The sequence below is a fragment of the Calditrichota bacterium genome (assembly GCA_013151735.1).
Taxonomy (GTDB): Bacteria; Zhuqueibacterota; JdFR-76; order JdFR-76; family BMS3Abin05; genus BMS3Abin05.
This window is the reverse complement of the sequence record JAADHR010000179.1, coordinates 6,994-27,575: the sequence shown is the minus strand read 5'-3', so window position 1 is coordinate 27,575 and position 20,582 is coordinate 6,994. Positions and strand designations below refer to the sequence as shown.

Below are 20,582 nucleotides of genomic sequence, written 5' to 3'. Positions count from 1 at the left end.
TTTTTCATCAGACTGTCAAGTCAATATTTGTTAAAAAATTGTCATATATTCATTCTGATCATTTTATTTCTTTTCAAGAATTTACAGTGATATTTTCCCAAAGAGTGCATCATTTTAAAAACAGGCCGGACCGGGAGTTATAACAGGACAGGCACGTAATAGAGCTCTTAAAGGCCGATCGGAAATACCCGAAATTTTTTGTAACATTTGCCGTGAAATTTCGTTATCTTAATATTGATATATTCTATTAATTTCGGAGGATTCTTATGAAACAGGTTCATCGCTTACTAAACGGTCTGGTATTCCTGATGGTAGTCGGCCTTTCCCCGGCGCTTATATTACACGCAGCCAAAATCAAACCCATGGAAGGCCCGGAGCATCACGCCCCGGACCGGGATTTCCATATTATTCATTACACGCTGAAACTTTCATTCGATGCCCCCAATAAAACCCTTTTTGCAAAAGAACGGCTGACACTAACCCCCTTTCACTCCGGCGTCGATTCCGTTGTATTGGACGCCGCCAAAATGGAGATTCATTCGGTGCAGCTTGTTCCCAAAACAAACCTGAAATTCAAAAAACACCCTGAAAAATTGGTTATTTATTTAGACCAAGCCTATTCTTCGAGAGACACACTGGATGTGTCCATCGACTACACGGTTAAAAAACCCAAAAAGGGTCTCTATTTTATTTTGCCGAAAAAGGGAGGAAAAAATCATTTTGAAATCTATTCCCAGGGTGAAATGGAGGACAATCACTACTGGTTTCCCTGCTGGGATTATCCAAATGACCGCGCATCAAGCGACGTCTTCATCACCATTAAGCGCCCCAATATTGCCATTTCCAACGGCAAGCTGGTGGCGGTGACCGAAAACAAAACGGATTCCACTCGCACCTTCCACTGGAAAATAACAACGCCCCACGTGTCTTACCTGACCTCCATTGTAGCCGGAAATTATGTTAAGGTGGAGGACTTTTATAAAAAAATTCCGGTTCAGTATTATGTTCATCCTGATCAAAAGCCCTACGCCAAACCGACTTTTGAAAAAACGCCCCGGATTATCGAGTTTTTTTCAAAACGGATCGGTGTGGAATATCCCTACGCCAAATATGCCCAGAGCGTCGTCGACAATTTTATGTACGGCGGAATGGAGAATATCTCGGCCACCACGTTGACCTCCGCCACCATGCGCGACAGACGAAGTACAATTGACGGCACCAGCGAAGGGCTGATCGCACATGAGCTGGCCCACCAGTGGTGGGGCGACTGGCTGACCTGCCGTAATTGGACGAATTCCTGGCTAAACGAGGGGTTTGCCACCTATTTTGCCTCACTCTGGACCGAACACACAAAGGGGCGGGATGCACTGGATATCAATATGCGAAATACCGCCAAAGTGTACATGGCGGAAGACTCAACGGTCTATCGCCGCACACTGAACTGGTACCGATACAAATACCCGATTAATATGTTTGATCGCCATGCCTATGATAAGGGAGCCTGGGTTCTTCACATGCTGCGCTATGTGGTTGGCGACGAACTTTTCTGGAAGGGCCTGAACACCTACGCCGTCACAAATGCCAAAAAATTGGTAGAAGCCCCCGATCTCAAAAAGGCCTTCGAAGACGGTACCGGAAAAAATCTCTACTGGTTTTTCAATGAATGGGTCTACTCCGGCGGCTATCCGAAATTTGACATCAGCAAAACCTGGGTGGACTCCCTGAAAGCACTGGCCCTTCACGTAAAACAAACACAGGTTGGCGACACCCTGACCACCGTTTTCAGAATGCCCGTTCGAATACGGATGATTACCGGCACGCACAAACAAACGGCCCGGGTCACTCTTTCAACAGCAGATACCACATTTTACTTGCCGTGCACCCGTAATCCTGATCTGGTAATTTTTGATCCGGGGAACCACATCTTAAAAACCGTCCATTTTAACAAAAGCAAAGACGAATGGCTGCTTCAATTGACGCGGGCTGAATATGCCGTGGATCGGTTGGATGCCCTGAACGCGCTTAAAAAATCGTACAAAGACGACGAAACCGTGCAAAGAGCAATTGCTGCCCGCTTAAAGTCAGATCCGTTCTGGGTGCTTCGCCGGGAATCGGCTCGTTTTTTGGGCGAGGTACATCCCCAATGGGCAAAAGCTGAATTGGTTTCCGCCATGCACGATCCCAAAAGCCGCGTACGGGCAGAAGCGATCTCGGCTCTCGCCAGTTTTAAAGACACGACTTTAGTGGCAAAAATCCAGGAGACGTTTCAATCGGATTCCAGTTATGCGGTCGAATCGGCAGCCATTCGGGCCATTGCAAGATTGGATTCCACCCATGCCCTGCCGTTTCTTCAAAAAGCTCTTGCAATGGATTCCTACAACGAACAAATTCGCAAGGCAGCCATTCGGGCATTGGCTCGTCTTAAAACCCCGGAAGCCGTGGACATCATGCTGCCTTACGGGAGCCTGAATTACCCGGCCACCCTGCGGATGTCGGTTTTGCGCGCCGTGGGACGGGCCGGAAAGAAAAATCCAAAAGTTGTTCCGTTTCTCATCGAGCATCTGAAGGATCCTTCCAATTGGGCACGCCGTCAGGCCGCATTCACACTGTCTCGAATCGGCGACTACCGGGCTATTCAACCTCTGGAGGAAGCGATAAAGAACGAAATTGATCCGCGGGTCAAGAAATCGATGGAAATCGCCCTAAAACATCTCAAATCCAAGAAAGAAATAGACGAGGAAAAGAAGAAATAGACCCAAAAGTCGAAGTCACAAAACACGAAAAGAATCCGGAAACTGCCTCAATTTTTAGGCGCGCCATTTCCATCAAATTCTTCACGCTCCGCGGCTTTTTATTCGCGTATTCGCGGCCTAAATCTTTATCGGGAAGCGCGCAGTTACCCTGTTGAAAAATGAGTTTTGAGGGGATTATTTTTCTCATTCAAAAGAAAAACCGGCAGGGCCAATCAGGAAGTCCAGAAGTCCAGGGGCGAATTAATTCCTTCAGGCTTCGTTTTTCCACCTCGGGCAGAGGACTTTCTATCTGGTATTTTTTCAGAACCTCGCAAAAAGCAACCCAGATAAAAGAGGTTGTCAGCCCAAGAGTAAGCAGGAAATAAATGATGCCTGTGTACAATCCGACAAAAACAAGCACAATAAAGAGAAACAGCATCGTCAACGAAACCTTGAGGTTATCAAAACAGAGAATCCACGCCTTTTTGAATGATCGTTTGAGAGATTCCTGAAAATAGACTTTTGTAGGAAGTACCCATAAGCTGTACATCAGGTAAACAATGGCAAACCAAAATATGATCGTGGAGAGCCATTCCGCCAGACGCCCGCCCTGATGGAAGTTCCTATAAAAATAAACATTGGCCGCAATGACCAAAAATAGCCCCAGAAGCAGTGATCCGTACCCAAACGCCCATTTCCAGTTTTTGCGAATATCCTGCCCCCATTCGGAAAAGGAATACGATTGATCACCAAACAATTTTGCCACACTGATAAAGATCATGCTAAACGCAAATCCGGCTCCCACGATGGTGATACTCAAAACGGCATAGGCAAAATTCAATAAAATCAGCCAGCCGATATGATCGTAAGATAACCAGAGCCATTTCTTGGCAATTACCACAAGGGATATTTTGGGGGATTCTTCGGTCATTTGAATGCCGGATTCTTTCTTATTTTCTCGTTCCGATTTTCAATTTCTATTAGAATAAAATAGAAATTTTTTATGAAGAATCAAAGGAATATTTCGGTCTGAACGGGTAATTTTGAATTGACGAATGAAACGGAGTCTCCCATAAGCGGGTGCCTAATAAAAAAACCCTGTTATTCCGCATAACAGGGTTTATCGTGGGCGGTACTGGATTTGAACCAGTGACCCCTTGCATGTCAAGCAAGTACTCTAACCAACTGAGCTAACCGCCCGGTTAAAATAAAAAAGCGTCTGTTCCTGACGCTAAATACGTGTACCGAGGGCCGGAATCGAACCGGCACGGGCTAAAGAGCCCAAGGGATTTTAAGTCCCTTGCGTCTACCAATTCCGCCACCCCGGCACATGTTGAGGCGGCGACCGGATTCGAACCGGTGAATAACGGTTTTGCAGACCGTCGCCTTAGCCACTTGGCTACGCCGCCAAAAAAAGCGACAGTTGGTCTGAACACCGAATGAAACTTAGAGCGGGAGACGGGATTTGAACCCGCGACCTTCTCGTTGGCAACGAGAAGCTCTACCACTGAGCTACTCCCGCACAAGCAAAAAAAATATAAGGATTTTTTCTTTTGAATGCAAGATTTTTTTACCGGCGTTCACGATTTTTTTTGATTCGATCCAGCACCTCCCGGCGACGTTCGCGAACCGATCGGGACTTCTTTCGCCCCATCTGATACAGCAAATAAAAGAGCACCAACAGAGCAATAAGTGCTCCCTCTTTCTCAATCCTTCCTGAAATTTTAACTTCACCCGATTTTTTTTCGAGGAAGATTTTGTTATGAAATGCCAGATGTTCGCCAATGTGACGTCCCCAATACGTCCAATTGTGGGATCCTTCATAAACCTCAAAAATATGCTTCACACCGAGGGAATCCAATCTCAAATGAAACCGGACATTTTCAGGATACGAAAAATCGGATCGTCCGACATCAAACAAAAGGGCAACGTGTGCTCCGACCAATTTTGGAGCCAGATAATAACAGCTATTGGCTTTCCAGCGTTTCGGAAATTCGGAGTAGGGTCCCAGCCGGTCGGCAATATGCCACTGATGCGGATGCTGCGTAATATCCAGTATGCCGCTGAGCGACGAAGCCGAACCAAAAAGGTCGGGATGCTTTTCCGCCAGCGAAATGGCCCCGTGGCCCCCCATGCTGAGTCCGCAAATTCCCCGATGCCAGCGATCCGCGCGGGTTCGAAAATGGTGATCCACGTAGGGAATCAGTTCCTTTACGATGTAGCTTTCGTATTGGGAGGCCGAATCAAGAGGACTGTCCACATACCAGCCAAACGGATTTCCATCGGGAAAAACAAGGATAAAATCATAGTGGTCAGCCAGATTTTCAACATCTGTTTTTTCAACCCAGTCCCGATAGCACCCGTACGCCCCATGAAGCAAATAAAGCACCGGGTAATGCTTTTGTGTGGTCTGATAATCATTCGGTAAATAGATGATGAACGACACCGATTTTTTTAGATAACGGCTTTCGTGCGTAATGGTCCGGAGATTTTTTTCACTGCCATAAAGGGAATAAAACAAAAAAATCAGAATAAAAAATGGAAGAAATCTTTTCATTTAAAACCACCCATTTATTCAACAGAACCACGACTTACTGCCGCCATACGGGCCACGCATTAAACGGTTAAAAGCGAGGCCGAATTTTTATCCAGAAAAAGAAAGGCCTGAGGATGTTGCCGCAGAATGGAAGCCGGAACGCGGTTTGTAATGGGCCCTTCAAGGGTTTTCTTCACGGCCTCCGCTTTTCGCAAATCGGGAACTGTACAAATAATGGCTTTCGATTTTAAAATCTGCCGGATCGACATGCTGATGGCCTGTCGGGGAACGTCATCCAGAGAAGCAAACCACCCCTCACCCAGTTGCTGGCGCCGGCACTCATCATCCAAATTTACGATAATGTAGGGTTCTTCCGTTTCAAAATCTGCAGGGGGATCATTAAAGGCCAAATGCCCGTTTTCCCCAATCCCCACGAACGCAACATCGATTGGGTGTTTCGAAATGATTTCTCCCAGTCGTTTGCATTCTTCTTCCGGGTTCCCCTCGCCATTGACATAATGGAATTTTTTAATCGGGACCTTATCGGCAAATCGCTCTTTCAGGTATTTCCGAAAGGACGCCGGATGCGAAGCGGACAAACCAATATACTCATCCAGATGAAAGGCGGTAACCCTGGTCCAATCGACATCTTCCTGAACCAAAAACGAAAGCATTTCAAACTGGGAGGCACCCGTCGCCAGAATAATATTTGCCTCGCCCTTTTCAGCAATGGCATCCCGGATGAAGTCAGCCCCCTTTTGGGCCGCTTCTTTCCCCATCTCTTCTTTTGAATCAAAAATAAGTACGTCCATTTTTTCCTTCTCCCTGTACATCTTTCAACAGACCCTCTTTGGAATGCGTCGTCCTGTAATCGGGTGCTAATTTAAGTAATTTGTCGAAAAGATACAAGAAAAATATTTGCCTTGATTTTAACCTGCATTATTCATAAATTTTTGCCACGAGGGCCCTAAGTTACGAAGGTTATTACAATTAAAATAATCCGCTATTTGAACGTCATTCGAAACCGTTGGGTAAACGCTAAATAATTTACAGGAGGCTGATTATGAAGTTTCACACGGAATATCTCTGGTTTCAAACAAAAAAGCATCGGGAATACATAAATATTACACCCCAGGTGGAAGAAGCCTTGCAAAAAAGCGGAATTCGGGAGGGCATGATTCTCGTTTCGGCCATGCACATTACGGCCGGTGTTTATGTCAACGATGCAGAATCCGGACTTATTCAGGACATTGATCAATGGTTAGAAGGCCTTGCCCCCTATCGTGCGGATTACCGGCACCACCGAACGGGCGAAACCAATGGAGATGCGCACCTTAAGAGTCTTTTGGTCCATCATCAGGTCATTATTCCTGTAACGGATGGGCGGCTTGATTTCGGCCCATGGCAACAGGTTTATTATGCGGAATTTGACGGCCAGCGAAGAAAACGGGTCATTATAAAGGTCATGGGGGAATAAAATCTGCGAGCATAACAGCAGCTAATAAAAACCAAAAAGCCAGGGAGAACGAATCTGCCCTGGCTCATTGGGTTGGTTGGGTTAGGGGAAATCTTTAGTGTTCAATTATTTCAAGTGAACTCAATATTTTTGTCAACTCCAAAACATCAAAAGGTTTTACGAAAAACGGGGTTTTACTCATTAAGAAAGTGTCTGAATAGAACTCCGAATAATTATACGACGACATAAACGCAACATTCGTTTCCGGATAGGCCAGCATAATAAACTCGGCCAGCTCGATTCCTTCCTGCAAAATGGGTTCGATATCAATAAGAACATAGTCAAACGAGCGATTGGCAAGCGTCTTCTCAGCCTCTAAATAGGAGCTAACTTCTTCAACAAGGTAGCCCTTCTCTTCCAATTCAATTCGCAAAGAACGCCGAAAATTATCGTCGCCATCAACCACCAAAATCCGCTTCAACACTCTCTCACACCTTCAATCAATCATAAAAAACAAGAAGGCTGCTGCTTAGCCACACCTCACACGACCTTTATTATTCCTCGTCACACACCACTCACCACACAATAAAGGAGGCTTTTTTTGACCCACCACAAAATTGTGCAGCAGCCCTCTTTTCTAATCTATTATACAATTCGCGTGCCAAAAAACCAGGAGAGCAAGAATCACATTATTTCTATTGATGTTAAGACAATATGGGGTTCCAAAGGATGCCGTCATGGCACAACAATTTCCCCGGATAGTTCAATATGAAATAGACCGTGGGTTCATTTTGAAACGTTTCAGGATTTTAATTTTTGCGGAGAGACCCCATATTCTTTCAGGCGACGGTACAGGGTTGTTTTTGAAATGCCCAAAATATGGCAGGCCTTTTTTTGATGCCAATTGTTTTTTTCAAGAACATGTAAAATATAACACCGTTCAACTTCTTCAAGACTTCTATTATTCCGGCCGTTTTTTTCAATTTCCTGCCAAACCGGCTTTTTCAATGTTTGCGGCAAGTTTTCCACCGTAATTTTGGATGATGTGGCGAAGGTGCAGGCATATTCCATCACATTTTCCAATTCCCGCACATTTCCGCTCCAGGAATGAGACAAAAGAACGTTAAATACATCCGCCTCGATATGCGTCAGCGGCTTATGAAAGCGTTTGCTGTACTTTTTCATAAAATAATGGGCCAATACAGGAATATCTTCTTTCCGTTCCCGAAGCGGAGGCAAATAAAGGGGAATCACATGAATGCGATAGAACAGATCCTCCCGGAATTTTCCGTTTCGAACGGCCTCTTCCAAATTACGATTGGTTGCGGTTATTAACCGGACATCCGCATAATGCACGCTCGTGCCGCCCACACGTCTGATTTCCCCATTTTCCAAAAACCGAAGCAAACGCACCTGCACCCCCGGCGAGGCCTCTCCTATTTCATCCAGAAAAAGCGTCCCTCCATCAGCCTGTTCAATAAGCCCTTTTTTATCAGAAATGGCACCTGTAAAAGCCCCCCTGACATGACCGAATAATTCACTTTCCAGGAGGTTTTCGGGAATAGCTCCGCAATTAACCGGAATAAAGGCTTTATCTTTTCGGCGGCTCAACCGGTGAATGGCGGACGCAATCAATTCCTTGCCCGTACCACTTTCTCCCCCAATATAAATGGTGCTGTCGGTCGGAGCAATCGCCTGGACCTGGGACAATATTTTTTTCATAACCGGACTTACCGTGACAATATTCTGAAAACCGATGTGATGCTGAACTATTTTTTCCAGATTCCGAACCTTGTGCCGCAGTTCCGCTTTTTCCAGTGCCCGCTGAACCTTGACCCGAAATTCGTCTTCGTGAAAGGGTTTCGACACGTAATCGAAAGCCCCCATTTGCATCGCTTTGACGGCATTTTCAATAGTCCCAAATGCGGTCATCACAATGACTTCGGTGTCCCGATTAATCAGCTTAATTTGCTGCAGAACCTCTATTCCATCCATTCCGGGAAGGCGAAGATCCGTTATCACCAAATCCACGGGATTCGTTTTCAGGTATTCAATTCCCTTTTCACCCGTGCCCTCTTCGATAACGTGGTGATTATCCATTTGAAGTGTAATGGCAAGACTCCGGCGAAGGTTTTTTTCATCTTCAATAATTAAGACTTTCGACATTCCTTATTCTCATTCCTTCCGTGGTTTCAATAATTTCTAATTCTTTTGATCATCTTCCCAGGGTAACGTAATAATAACTTGGGTGCCTTTTCCGGAAACGCTTTTTATATCAATTGTTCCCGAATGATCCTCCACAATCCGCTTTACAATGGGTAATCCCAAACCTGTGCCATTGTTTTTTGTAGAAAAAAATGGTTCAAACACATGGTCAATTATTTTTTGAGGAATCCCGCTTCCCGTATCCGAAATAATAATCGTCACCTTCTGCAACGACCGGCTGGGCAGAACGGAAAGGGAGATGTTCCCTCCATCATTCATTGCTTGTGCGGCATTCATAAACACGTTTTCAAAAACCTCCCGAATCTGGTGGGGATCCACACGAACGAAAATGTTGTCTGAGCAGGAAATTCTGAAATGAATCTTTTTAAAAAGTTCACCATTTTTCTTAATAATCGCCGTTTCGTTTCTGATTTCCTTTTTCAGATTGACATATTGCAGGGAGGGCTTTCTGGGACGTGCAAAAATCAGAAATTCATCGATTATCTGTTTAATGCGATCGGTTTCTTCCAGTACAATTTGAATAAGCTCCTCATGAACCCCTTCAAACGGGACGTCCCGGCGCAGAACACCAATTGAATTTAAAATGGCCCCCAGGGGATTTCGAATTTCATGCGCAATGGCGGCCGATAATTTTCCGATGGTTGAAAGCTTCTCGGCTTGAATAAGTTGTTCCTGGGTTTTCTGAAGCTCTTGGTAAGCCTTCCGCTCCTTGTACAGGAGCTCTGCATTTAAAATGGCAATGGCCGCCTGATTGGCCAGAGTTTGTATAAATTCAATCTCATCCGATTGGAATTTTCGCGCAGTTTTGTACTGATTTACATGAAGAATACCCAAGACGCGTCTGGAGTGAATCATCGGTACATCAAGCGTTGAAACCAGCCCGATTTTTTTATGCAACTCCCTGATTGATTCAGCTAAATCAGGATAATCTGAAATGTTTTCGATATACACCAGCCGGCGCTCTTGAACGGCCTTTTGAGCAAAAACAAAATCCTTTAGGGGATAAAATGAATCAATCTCGCCAAAGGAAAACAGGGGTTTTTCAATTTTTTGGGCCATCAGCTGTAAAGATTTTTCATCATCGGAAACAAGACTGATGGCACACCCATTTACCCGAAGGCGATCATAAATAATATCAAGCAATTCCCCCAGAATCTTTTTCAAATCCGTGGAAACCAGAAATTTTGAGCTAATCTCCAGGATGTCTTTTAAATTCTCCATCTTTTGCTGAAGGGAAAAAATGGTTTTCGCATTTTCAACAGCCAGGGCCAGTTCGTTGCAAATATTTTGAAACATCCTGCTTTCTTCACGGGTAAATCGCCGTTTCTTTTTCGAATGAATGACCATAATTCCAAGGGTATCTCCCTTAATCGCAATGGGTGCTGACATGGCCGAAAGATAACCCTTCTGCAAAACAATTTCCGGAACTCTAAAACGATTTTCCTTTTGAAGATCGTAGACCTGGATTATTCTTTTTTTGCGAAATGTTAATTCAGACAGATTATGCTGGCTATTTAGTTTAAAGTGATTAACCAAACTTCGGGGGAAACCGCTCGTTGCCCGAACCATAAATTGTCCCGACTCATTTCGCTGTAAAATCGTAGCCGCATCCGCCTTAAATATTGATTTTGCAAGCTTTACAACATGCTTGTAAATATCATTTATCTCAAACGTAGAGGTTAACTGGCGGGAAAGCACCAGAAGATTTTCCAAATTCCGGCTTCTCTCCGCAAGCGCTTTTGCTTTTTGCTGGGTCTCTTCGAACAATTGAATGTTTGACAGGGCAACAGAAACCTTTTTAGCCATTTCACTTATGTATTGGATATCCGATTGCGAAAACCCGCTGACCCGATCCGATGCAAAACGGACACTGCCGATTACGTTTTCTTGAACAATCAAAGGGGCAATGACCTCCGAACGCGTTCCCCGGGTGTAGAGATAGTTCTCCTCAGGAATGGCTGGATTCATCCGCGTGTTGTAAAATATTCTTTTTTTCTTGAAAACAGCCTCAAACGCTTCGGGACTAAACAGGATGCGATTCTTTTGAGTCTCTTTTTTCGAATGGGTCTGTGACGAGGCGACGAAACGGAACTGATTTCTTTTTTCGTTGTACGTGACCAGAGAAATTTGTTTGGCCGGAATCAATTTTTGCAGGCTTTCCGTAATTTGAACACCAATTTCTTCGAGATTCCTGGATGTCAAAATAGCCGTATCTATTTCACGGGCAATTCTCAATTGTTGAGCCGTTTCCGAAGCCTTTCTGAAATTTTCACTATTTGATAGTCCCATTCCAATCTGAAAGCCAAGCATTTCAAAAAAATTCTTCCTGGATTCGGGGAAATTGCTGATCGCATCAAAACCTACCGTCAATATCCCGTAGGCCGTATTTTGAAATTGAATCGGAATAATGGCGTACTCCCCTGCCTCCAATTCCTGCAGCCAATTTTTCATTAATAGATTGGGATTCTTCCGGTGATTCAAGAAGGCCGTACGCCTCTTTTGCACAATGTCCCAAAACAGGCCATTATTTTTTGGAAGGATTTTAATTCGGTTGCGGATTGCCTCCGGAATGTTATTCTGACTTATCAGAACAAGAGTATCATTGGCAAACTGAATAAGATGGATCGTTCCAAAACTTATCGGAATTGTTTTGGTCAGAATCTGAAGAATTTCATCCAGAACAACCGGAATATCTTTTTCCAGAGAGGAGTTCAATGTCTGCGTTACGAGATTTAATGCGGTTTGCTCCCGCATCCGGCCCTCCAAAAAACTCATTCGGCGTAAATTACCGATAAGGACGGCCATTTCCCCCAGAAAAATCTCCAGAAGGTCCCTTTCAAAATGTCTAAAAATATCATTTTCCCGAGATCGTAAAAGGACCACACCGATTGTTTTTTCCCGTGTCATGAGAGGGAAAACCGCCAGCGACCCGATTCCGATTGTCTGGGCTTCCTGCTGCACAAAGCCGCAATCCTTATTTTCCCGGATATTCTGAAAGATTTGGGGTCTCTTTTCCCGCACAACGGTGCCAATGATCCCCCGCCCCAGAGGTGAATCGTCAAATCGAATCCTCTCCAGCGAAAGACAATTCTGAGCCGGTCCGGACATGGCGATGGGCAGAATCTCCATGCGGGCATAATCGCACAATCCGATCCAGCACGAATGGAAACCAAACTCGGACACAAACAAATCCGCAAGAGACCGCGCAAATTCGTCCAGAGTTTCCACTTTTGCCAGTGCAAACGTCACATTTTGAATTTTTCGAATGAATTGTTTTTCAAGGGATTTCATAAAGCGCTTTAACTTTAGGGTCAGTTTTCAAATAATTTAGACAGAAATGGCAGAGATTTCAAGTATTTATTTGGGGAATCGGACATTAAATTCGCTTCAGTCTCCAGCGGCCTCTTTTAAACCACCCCGCCATAAGCCCCCCTTTGATCCCTGTGGAAACGGCAATCGCCCACCAGACGCCAGGGGTTCCCCATCCCAAACGAATGGCCAGATAATAAGCCAGCGGTACACGCGCAAGCGTAAACAGGATGGAAATTGACATGGGCGGCACCGTATCGCCGGCCCCGCTAAAGGCACCTTCAAAAACCAATTCCCAGGCCAGGAAAATCTCAAAAACCGAAATAATGCGCAGGTACGCGGCACCTTCACGAATAACGTCAGAATCAGACGTGAAAATGCCCATGAGCTTATCGGGAATAAAAATGTAAAAAAGCAGAAAAATCACCACCGAAACAGAGGCATACAGTAAGGTCCACCACACGGCTTTTTCAGCTTCGTTCAATCGGCGGGCACCCAGATTTTGCCCCACCAGCGTTTGAATGGAGAACGAAAATCCCAGGCAGACAAAATAAACGATTCCCTCAATGCGGTGGCCCACTCCCAAAGCCGCCAAAGGGACGCTTCCAAAATGAGAAAGAATTTTTGCAAGGAATACATACACGACACTAAATGTAAATCCCCCAAGTGCAACGGGAAACCCGATTTTAATGATTTTCCACAAAACAGAAGCCAGCGGCCTCACCAGCAAGGTCAGGCGAAAATGCTTCCTTTTCAAGAAATAAAACGCAATAATGGCACCAAGGACGCGGGCAATCACGGTTGCAATCGCCGCTCCCTCCAATTCCATCCGGGGAAAAATCCACCAGCCGAAGATAAAAAACGGATCCAGAATACCGTTCAGGATCACAAACACAATCAAAATCACCATAGGGGTAAGGGTGTCGCCGGCCGCACGAAAAAACGAATCAAACAAAGACACCAAATAGATAATCAGCATGGAAAGAAAGACAATCCGTAAATAGCTTTCGGCCTGCGCCGCAACCGCCGGTTCCAAATCCAGGAAACCAATCAGTGAATACCGAAACAAATACGTCAGAATCGTTAGTGGAATCGCAAACAGGATAACCAGCCAAATGGCCTGATTGGCATAGTAGGAAGCCTTTTTGAAATTAAGAACCCCAAATTCCCGTGAAATCAAAGCCAAAGAACCGGAGGCCGCCAATTCCGCCAGGGCGTAAAGAGCCCAAATAATGAAACTGCTTCCACTGATTGCTGCCAATGCCGATTTTCCCAGATGTCCCACCCAAAAGATGTCCACCAGTTCAAAAAGCGTAATAAAAAGCATGGAGCCCATGGAGGGAACGGCCAATTTAAATATGGCCCGGTGAACGCTTAATTTTAACAGCGGCGAAATGTTTTCAGACGTATCCATTAATTCAATTATTCAATTCGTTAAAAAAGACGTTAGCAAAAAATGCCAGAAGATCATTATATTATCATAAAATGCAAAAATTTTGGATCACTTGCAAGGTCTTTGATTTTTACTGTTTCCTTGTTGGATTTGGCTCCCGGAAAGCAGAATCCGGGATGTGTTAAACGTCTTTTTCCTTTAATCGGACCAATTGTTAGATTTCTGTTAATTCTTTTTGTTTGTAAATTTAAACTTGATTTTTAATTCAAATATATTAATTTTTAAAATCAGAAAAGAGCTAACATAGCTCAGACAATTGATTAATGGAAAATTCGCCCTTTGTCTTTTTTATTATTCAGAGAGTTTTTGACAGATAATTTTTTACCCTTTCGGGAGACTCACACATGCGAAGACTATTGAAAGCCGGACTCCTAATCCTGGTGCCGATACTGGCCTTTGCCCAGACACAAAAGCGCCCCATGACGTTTCAGGATATTTTTAGATTTAAACGCGTGTCTTCTCCCGTGCAGTCCCCCGATGGAAAATGGATTGTATTTCAGGCGTCGGAATCGGATTGGAAACAGAATAAACGTATCTCTCACATTTATCGTGTCGAAATCTCCACAAAGAAAACAACCCAGCTGACGTTTAGCCGCGAGGGAGAATGGGCGGCAAAATTTTCACCCGACGGCCGGTGGATTTCATTTCTCAGCAGCCGCAACCGGTCCACCCAGATATTTCTCATGCCGGCAAATGGCGGCGAAGCCTGGCAGCTGACCCACCATTCCACCGGAATCCGGCAATATGCGTGGGCTGTGAATGGGAAAACCCTCTATTTTCTGGCCGCCGATTCACTCAGTAAAAATGAAAAGGCTCAAAAGGCCGCACGTGGAAATGCCTATTATGTGGATCACAATGTAAAGCCCGTGCACTTATGGTCAATTGATCTGGCTTCGAAAAAGGAATCTCCATGCATCGACGGACATTTCTCGATCCGGTCATTTGCTCTTTCACCGGATAATTCTCAGATTGCCTTTATCGCCGCACCTTCGGCCTTGCGGGATGACGATATTCATAATGAAATTTACCGGTTCACTTTTCGGCAGAATAAAATCGAACAGCTCACCCGCAACGGTGCCATCGAGCGGTCCGTTTACTGGACGCCGGATGGGAAGAATCTCGTTTTCATTTCGGATTCCAACGAAAAACTGGAAACCTATTATGAGGAATCCATTTTCTATCTTCCCCTGAAAACCCTAAAACCGGTGGATTTGCTTCCGAAATTTCCCTATCAGGTTTTCCAGTTATTTTGGGACGGGAAGAAACAATCGACCCTTTATTTTTCAGCCAATACGGGTACGGATGTTCAGCTTTTTCAATTGGATTTAAAAAATCGCCACTGGAAAAAACGGACCTCTCATCGCGGTGTTCTTTCAAATCTAAATTACAATCGAAAAACGTCCCATTTGGCCTTTGTCTTTTCCGATCCCTCTCATCCGGGCGAAGTTTTTTTCAGTAATCTTCATAAATGGAATCCGATCCAGCTGTCGCGTATAAATACCCTGCAAGACAGCCTTCTTCTTCCGGAATACCAAACCATTCATTGGAAATCAACCGACGGCTGGACGGTAGAAGGCCTGCTGATTAAACCGATCCATTTTAAAAAGGGCCGGTCGTATCCTCTGATCACACAAATTCACGGTGGTCCTGAATCTTCCGTAAAAAATGCCTTTTCAACAAGCTGGGGGTATTACCCGGCCATCTGGGCGGCTCACGGCTACCTGGTTTTTCAGCCCAACTACCGGGGAAGCACGGGCTACGGAGATGCCTGCATGCGGGCCATTATCGGACACTATTTCGAGAAAGATTGGGACGACATTATGACCGGTGTGGATTATCTGGTTAAACAGGGCCTGGCACACCCTGACAGCCTCGGCATCATGGGGTGGAGTGCCGGCGGTCATGAGACCAATTGGACCATTACTCATACGAACCGGTTTAAGGCCGCATCATCCGGTGCGGGCGGTGCCAATTGGTTTTCATTTTATGCCCAGACCGACATGCACTACATTCGTGAAATCTGGTTCAACAGCAGTCCATATGACAACACCGAACTCTGGCTGAAAAAATCTCCTGTGATGTACGTCAAACGCGCTCAGACCCCCACCCTGATTTTTTGCGGAGAAAAAGACAAGCGGGTTCCCTTTCCTCAAAGTCTCGAGATGTACCGGGGGTTGAAACGCAATGGCTGCCCTGTTGAAATGGTTGCTTTTCCGGGTTCCGGGCACGGGCCTCACGAATTAAAACAACAACTCTATAAAATGAAAAAGGAGTTTGCCTGGTTTGAATCGCACATCCGGAATCGAGTGATCCCTGTAGACTAATAAGCGGAAATGTTCTGTCCGAGTTTTGAATAACGATACGTATTTGCCCGCGGCAAAGTGCTGTATTTTTGTAATTTGAAAAGATGAGGAGGCAAGATGAAAATTGTTGCAAAGCTTTTTGGAAAATCTCCCTTTCTACCCTTACAAGAGCACATGAATCTTGTGAGAGAATGCGCCCACAAGGTGCCTGAATTGTTCGTTGCTCTCAAAGCCAAGGATTATGAAAAATTTGACCAACTCGTCAAAGACATTTCAGAATTGGAACATCGGGCCGACCTGAAAAAGAATGATATCCGGAGCCATTTGCCCAAGACCACGTTTTTGCCTGTGGCCCGCGGCGATTTATTGGATATTCTGAGCATTCAGGACAGCATATCCGATACAGCCGAGGATGTGGGTGTTCTTTTGAGCATGAAACGACTGGACTTTCCAACCGAAATCGAAAATGAGTTTAATGAATTCATCCAAAAGGTCACACAAACCCTTAACAAGTCCTGGGAGATTATTGATCAAATCGACGAGCTGCTGGAGTACACTTTCTCCGGGCCGGAAGCCGACAAAGTTTGTGCCATTATTGATGAAGTTTGTTACCTGGAGCATGAGGCCGACCAGTCGCAAATGAAAATGCTGCAAAGCCTTTTTAATCAGGAAGATAAGTTCTCAAAAGGAGAATTTATTCTCTATCTGAAGGCCTTTGAAAAAGTAGCTGACATTTCAAATTATTCTGAAAAATTGGCCAATCGCATACGGACACTTTTGTTGACAGACTAATCGGAAAGGATTAAACGTTGGAAATTTCGGTTATTTTAGTCGTGGCCCTTGCTGCCGGATTGTATATGGCAATGAATATCGGCGGCAACGATGTGGCAAATGCAATGGGCACTTCTGTTGGGTCCAAAGCGCTTACGTTTAAACAGGCTGTTTTGGTCGCCGCTATTTTTGAATTTGCAGGATCGGTTCTGGTCGGTTCTCACGTCACCAACACCATTCGTAAGGGGATTGTTGACCCTGCACACTTTATGGCCGATCCCCGGCTTTTGATGCTCGGTATGCTGGCAGCGCTTCTTTCCGCTGCCTTTTTTTTGCAGCTTGCGACGGCTTTTGGCCTGCCGGTTTCAACCACACATTCCATTGTGGGCGCTGTTGTCGGATTCTCCATTATTGCCAGGGGATTCTCATCCGTTGATTGGTCAAAATTTGCTCAAATCTTCCTGAGCTGGATTATTTCTCCCTTTGCCGGCGCCACTATTGCATTTCTGACGTTTACTCTGGTGCGACTCAAAATACTTGACAAGGAACACCCCGACAGAGAAGCCAAGAGATATGCCCCCTTTCTTATTTTTATGGTCATCACTATTTTGGTGCTTTCTTTTATTTTTAAAGGATTGAAAAATCTGCGATTGGATCTGCCCTTCCTTGAAGCCCTGTTTTATTCAGTCATAGTGGCACTGATTGTTGCCCTGTTGAGTGCCCTTTTGCTTCGTAAATTTACGCGGAAAAAGCAGACACAAATGGAATTTGTCGAAGGAATTTTCAAATATTTGCAAATTATGACCGCCTGTTACGTGGCGTTTGCACACGGGGCAAATGACGTGGCCAATGCCATTGGGCCTCTGGCTGCCATTATTTCCATTATTAAAACAAACTCGGTCATTATGAAAGTGAATGTTCCGTTGTGGGTTCTCACATTTGGAGGAGCCGGCATTGTGCTGGGGCTGGCCCTTTTTGGTATGAATGTGATTAAAACCGTGGGAGAAAAAATTACGGAAATCACCCCTTCCCGCGGATTTTCGGCTGAGTTTGGAGCGGCCACAACGGTTCTTGTTTTTTCACGATTGGGAGTTCCGATTTCGACCACACACACCTTGGTTGGAGCGGTTATTGGCGTTGGGTTTGCCCGTGGTATTGGCTCCCTTAATATGCTGGTTATTCGTGACATTGTGGCTTCCTGGTTCATCACGCTCCCGGCCACGGCTGTCATTTCCGTTGTTGTGTTTGAAATCCTAAAACTTATTTTTTAGATTTTCAGCTGGAATCCAAATGCATTTGGTTTATCCGTTTGAATAGAGTGTCTTGGTTTGATTCCATTTTTTCCTGAACCGAGGCGTGGCTTTGTACCCCGGCCAATGGCTTGCCTACAGGTTATTTAGAAGTCCTGTCCGTTCATTGAATTTTTCAATTTCTTCATCCCATTCGTCCACTTTGGCCCACTGGCTCTTCCAGTAATTTTCGTCATACCACTGGGCGTTGAGCTCTTCCACGGTCTTCCCCTGCTGTTCCACCCAGGTAAAGTACTTCAGGTTGTGCATGCGTTTTCGGTCGTAATAGGAAAGTTCAAGCATGGCATCGGTCTTGATTTCCATTAAGCGACCTTCATAATCCACGGCGGCCGCCGTCTCGGTATATGCACCCAGGCGCTGCCGCTCTTCCACAAGCCGGGACTGGTACATTTCCATTGAATCGGTCGCTACCGTAAAGATAACGTCGTTTTCGTTCATTTCGTAGTACCTGGCCATCTTAATCGACCCCACCAGATTGGCAATGGAAGAAATCCCAAGTAAATCCAGTTTGTTTACCAGTTCTTCCGGAATACTCTGTTTTTTCAGATATTCCCGGCCGGCCGGCTCATTAAACAACCGCATAAGCCGTATGGTGGTTTCATCATCGATGTCCACCACCATGTCCGTATTTTTGAGATTGTGCACCCAGGGCACGTGCTTGTCGCCGATACCTTCAATCCGATGGCCACCGTACCCATTGTACAATAAGGTAGGACATTGAAGCGCTTCCCCGGCTCCAACTTTGATTAGCGGGAACTTTTCCCGGAGGTACTCTGCACTCCCCAACGTACCGGCAGAGCCTTGCGTAAGAAAGACCGCACTCATTCGGTTTGTTTCGGTTTTTTCCTGGAGAAAAACCTCTTCCATCGCAGGCCCCGTGACGGCGTAGTGCCAGAGCGGATTGCCGATCTCGCTGAATTGGTTGAGGTTGACCACCTCGTCCCCGCGCTCGGCCAACAGCTCTTTGGCCTTGTCGTAAATTTCCTTCACGTTGCTTTCGCAGCCGGGCGTCGCAAAGATTTCTGCCCCCACTTTTTCCAGCCACTCAAACCGCTCTTTGGACATGCCTTCCGGCAAAATGGCAATGGAATCGCACCCCAACAGGTAAGAATCGTACGCCCCACCCCGGCAATAGTTGCCTGTAGACGGCCAGAGCGCCTTCTGCCGCGTGGGATCAAATCGCCCTGTGACCAGTTTTTCCACCAGCGGCCCAAATGTTGCCCCCACTTTGTGGGAGCCCGTGGGAAAAAACTTGCCAATAAGCATGAAGATCCGGGCCTTGACGCCTGTCAGTTCCGATGGCAATTCCAGAAAATTAACCCCGTCAAATCCGCCTCCGAAAGCAACCGGCTCATTTTTCCAGGTAATGCGAAACAGATTGAGAGGATTTAAATCCCACAGTCCGATGTTCTTCAGCTTTTCTTTGATTTTTTCCGGAATCAGCTCCGGGTTCCGCATTTGCTTGTATGTGGGAATAATGATTCCCCGTTCGCGGCATCGCTGCACGGTCTTTTGCAGCACCGCTTCGTTTACAATTTTGCCTGTTTTTTCCATTTAGAGCTCCTTTTCAAAATTATTGTCAGATTCCTACGCGTACATCCCCCCCGCCCCCTTCAAAGGGGGAGCTTGGTTGGGCAATGCTTGGTTAAAAGATTGCAGTAAATACGCATGCAACCTTTAGCAGCAAAATAAGGCTTAAATTCTGCACGGCTCAAAAAGTCCCCCCTTGAGGGGGGATTTAGGGGGATGTCACGCTGAATTTCGCTCGTACTCAGCAATCCACGCATCAATCACATTCAAAGCATCCTCAATATTTTTCCTAACCTCCATTTCCGTGAACCGAAGAAAATGTACTCCCAATCTCTCAAGACGAACTTGTCGTTCCTGGTCTTGGTCCACTTTGTAAAAATGGCTACCTCCGTCAATCTCAATAGCCAACATTAGCTCGTGGCAATAAAAATCCACAATGTACCTGTCAAGTGGAACCTGCCTGTGAAATTCATAACCCCGAATTTGTTTCCCTCGGATTCGTCGCCACAAGAAAATTTCCCCCAATGTCCCCTGCTTTCTTAATTTTCGAGCTATCTGCCTTAGTTTGGGATCATAGGGAATAATCTTATTCCTCGCCATCTCATTCCCCTTTCTGACAGATTTTAACATCCCCCCCGCCCCCTTCAAAGGGGGAGCTTGGTTGGGAAATGCCTGGTTAGAAAATTGCAATAGAAATGCAAGCAATCTTTAACAGCAAAATAAGGCCTATGTTCTACACGGCCCAAAAAGTCCCCCCTTGAGGGGGGATTTAGGGGGATGTACTTTTGCCTTTGCTTAATCTCGCTTCGCTTTTCCTCCAAACCAGCAACATTTGGCACTTACTAGCTGTTTCTTTTCTAACTGACATCTTAACATCCCCCCCGCCCCCTTCAAAGGGGGAGTTGGTTGGGCAATGCTTGGTTAAAAGATTGCAGTAAATACGCATGCAACCTTTA

14 protein-coding genes and 4 tRNA genes are annotated in these 20,582 nt (G+C 45.5%); 5 read left to right on the top strand and 13 right to left on the bottom strand.

The window, feature by feature from the left end:
* Nucleotides 1-266: 266 nt before the first annotated feature.
* Complete coding sequence (locus GXO76_12415; GenBank protein ID NOY78660.1) at nucleotides 267-2,753, top strand: hypothetical protein; 2,487 nt, start codon at nucleotides 267-269, stop codon at nucleotides 2,751-2,753.
* A 187-nt stretch (nucleotides 2,754-2,940) separates the two neighbouring features.
* Here GXO76_12415 and GXO76_12410 read toward each other — a convergent pair whose 3' ends face one another.
* The 7 genes from GXO76_12410 to GXO76_12380 all read right to left on the bottom strand — a co-directional run bounded on the left by GXO76_12410 (nucleotide 2,941) and on the right by GXO76_12380 (nucleotide 6,080).
* Complete coding sequence (locus tag GXO76_12410) at nucleotides 2,941-3,663, bottom strand: hypothetical protein (protein NOY78659.1); 723 nt, start codon at nucleotides 3,661-3,663, stop codon at nucleotides 2,941-2,943.
* Nucleotides 3,664-3,858: 195 nt separating this feature from the next.
* Nucleotides 3,859-3,932: transfer RNA gene (locus GXO76_12405), tRNA-Val, on the bottom strand.
* A 42-nt stretch (nucleotides 3,933-3,974) separates the two neighbouring features.
* Nucleotides 3,975-4,060, bottom strand: a tRNA-Leu gene (locus GXO76_12400).
* A gap of 8 nt (nucleotides 4,061-4,068) precedes the next feature.
* Nucleotides 4,069-4,141, bottom strand: a tRNA-Cys gene (locus tag GXO76_12395).
* 41 nt (nucleotides 4,142-4,182) lie between these two features.
* Nucleotides 4,183-4,254 (bottom strand) — tRNA-Gly (locus GXO76_12390).
* 48 nt (nucleotides 4,255-4,302) lie between these two features.
* Nucleotides 4,303-5,289: an esterase family protein gene (locus GXO76_12385; GenBank protein NOY78658.1), complete on the bottom strand. Its 987-nt coding sequence runs from the start codon at nucleotides 5,287-5,289 to the stop codon at nucleotides 4,303-4,305.
* Between the two features lie 59 nt (nucleotides 5,290-5,348).
* Nucleotides 5,349-6,080 carry a glucosamine-6-phosphate deaminase gene (locus GXO76_12380; protein ID NOY78657.1) on the bottom strand — a complete coding sequence of 244 codons (732 nt, stop codon included), beginning with the start codon at nucleotides 6,078-6,080 and terminating at the stop codon, nucleotides 5,349-5,351.
* A gap of 251 nt (nucleotides 6,081-6,331) precedes the next feature.
* On the opposite strand from GXO76_12380, the gene GXO76_12375 reads away from it, so the two are divergent.
* The gene (locus GXO76_12375; GenBank protein ID NOY78656.1) at nucleotides 6,332-6,745 is read left to right on the top strand and encodes a YjbQ family protein; all 414 of its coding nucleotides are present in this window, start codon (nucleotides 6,332-6,334) and stop codon (nucleotides 6,743-6,745) included.
* Nucleotides 6,746-6,839: 94 nt separating this feature from the next.
* Here the strand turns inward: GXO76_12375 and GXO76_12370 are convergent, their stop codons facing one another.
* The 4 genes from GXO76_12370 to GXO76_12355 all read right to left on the bottom strand — a co-directional run bounded on the left by GXO76_12370 (nucleotide 6,840) and on the right by GXO76_12355 (nucleotide 13,673).
* Entirely contained in the window at nucleotides 6,840-7,208 is a 369-nt protein-coding gene (locus GXO76_12370; GenBank protein ID NOY78655.1) for a response regulator, read from the bottom strand.
* Nucleotides 7,209-7,525: 317 nt separating this feature from the next.
* Complete coding sequence (locus GXO76_12365) at nucleotides 7,526-8,890, bottom strand: sigma-54-dependent Fis family transcriptional regulator (GenBank protein ID NOY78654.1); 1,365 nt, start codon at nucleotides 8,888-8,890, stop codon at nucleotides 7,526-7,528.
* 36 nt (nucleotides 8,891-8,926) lie between these two features.
* A complete protein-coding gene (locus GXO76_12360; protein NOY78653.1) occupies nucleotides 8,927-12,241 on the bottom strand; it encodes a GAF domain-containing protein in 3,315 nt (1,104 codons plus the stop codon).
* 85 nt (nucleotides 12,242-12,326) lie between these two features.
* Nucleotides 12,327-13,673, bottom strand: coding sequence for an MATE family efflux transporter (locus GXO76_12355; GenBank protein ID NOY78652.1), 1,347 nt, complete (start codon nucleotides 13,671-13,673; stop codon nucleotides 12,327-12,329).
* Nucleotides 13,674-14,056: 383 nt separating this feature from the next.
* Between GXO76_12355 and GXO76_12350 the strand changes: the two genes are divergently transcribed.
* The 3 genes from GXO76_12350 (at nucleotide 14,057) to GXO76_12340 (ending at nucleotide 18,057) form a co-directional block, all read left to right on the top strand.
* Nucleotides 14,057-16,036, top strand: coding sequence for a S9 family peptidase (locus tag GXO76_12350; protein ID NOY78651.1), 1,980 nt, complete (start codon nucleotides 14,057-14,059; stop codon nucleotides 16,034-16,036).
* Between the two features lie 96 nt (nucleotides 16,037-16,132).
* Nucleotides 16,133-16,807, top strand: coding sequence for a TIGR00153 family protein (locus tag GXO76_12345; protein ID NOY78650.1), 675 nt, complete (start codon nucleotides 16,133-16,135; stop codon nucleotides 16,805-16,807).
* A 65-nt stretch (nucleotides 16,808-16,872) separates the two neighbouring features.
* The gene (locus GXO76_12340) at nucleotides 16,873-18,057 is read left to right on the top strand and encodes an inorganic phosphate transporter (protein NOY78649.1); all 1,185 of its coding nucleotides are present in this window, start codon (nucleotides 16,873-16,875) and stop codon (nucleotides 18,055-18,057) included.
* 114 nt (nucleotides 18,058-18,171) lie between these two features.
* On the opposite strand, the gene GXO76_12335 is transcribed toward GXO76_12340, so the two are convergent.
* Both GXO76_12335 and GXO76_12330 read right to left on the bottom strand, forming a co-directional pair.
* Nucleotides 18,172-19,650, bottom strand: a complete 1,479-nt coding sequence (locus GXO76_12335) for a pyridoxal-phosphate dependent enzyme (protein ID NOY78648.1) — start codon at nucleotides 19,648-19,650, stop codon at nucleotides 18,172-18,174.
* Between the two features lie 195 nt (nucleotides 19,651-19,845).
* A complete protein-coding gene (locus GXO76_12330) occupies nucleotides 19,846-20,226 on the bottom strand; it encodes an endonuclease domain-containing protein (protein ID NOY78647.1) in 381 nt (126 codons plus the stop codon).
* Nucleotides 20,227-20,582: the final 356 nt, after the last annotated feature.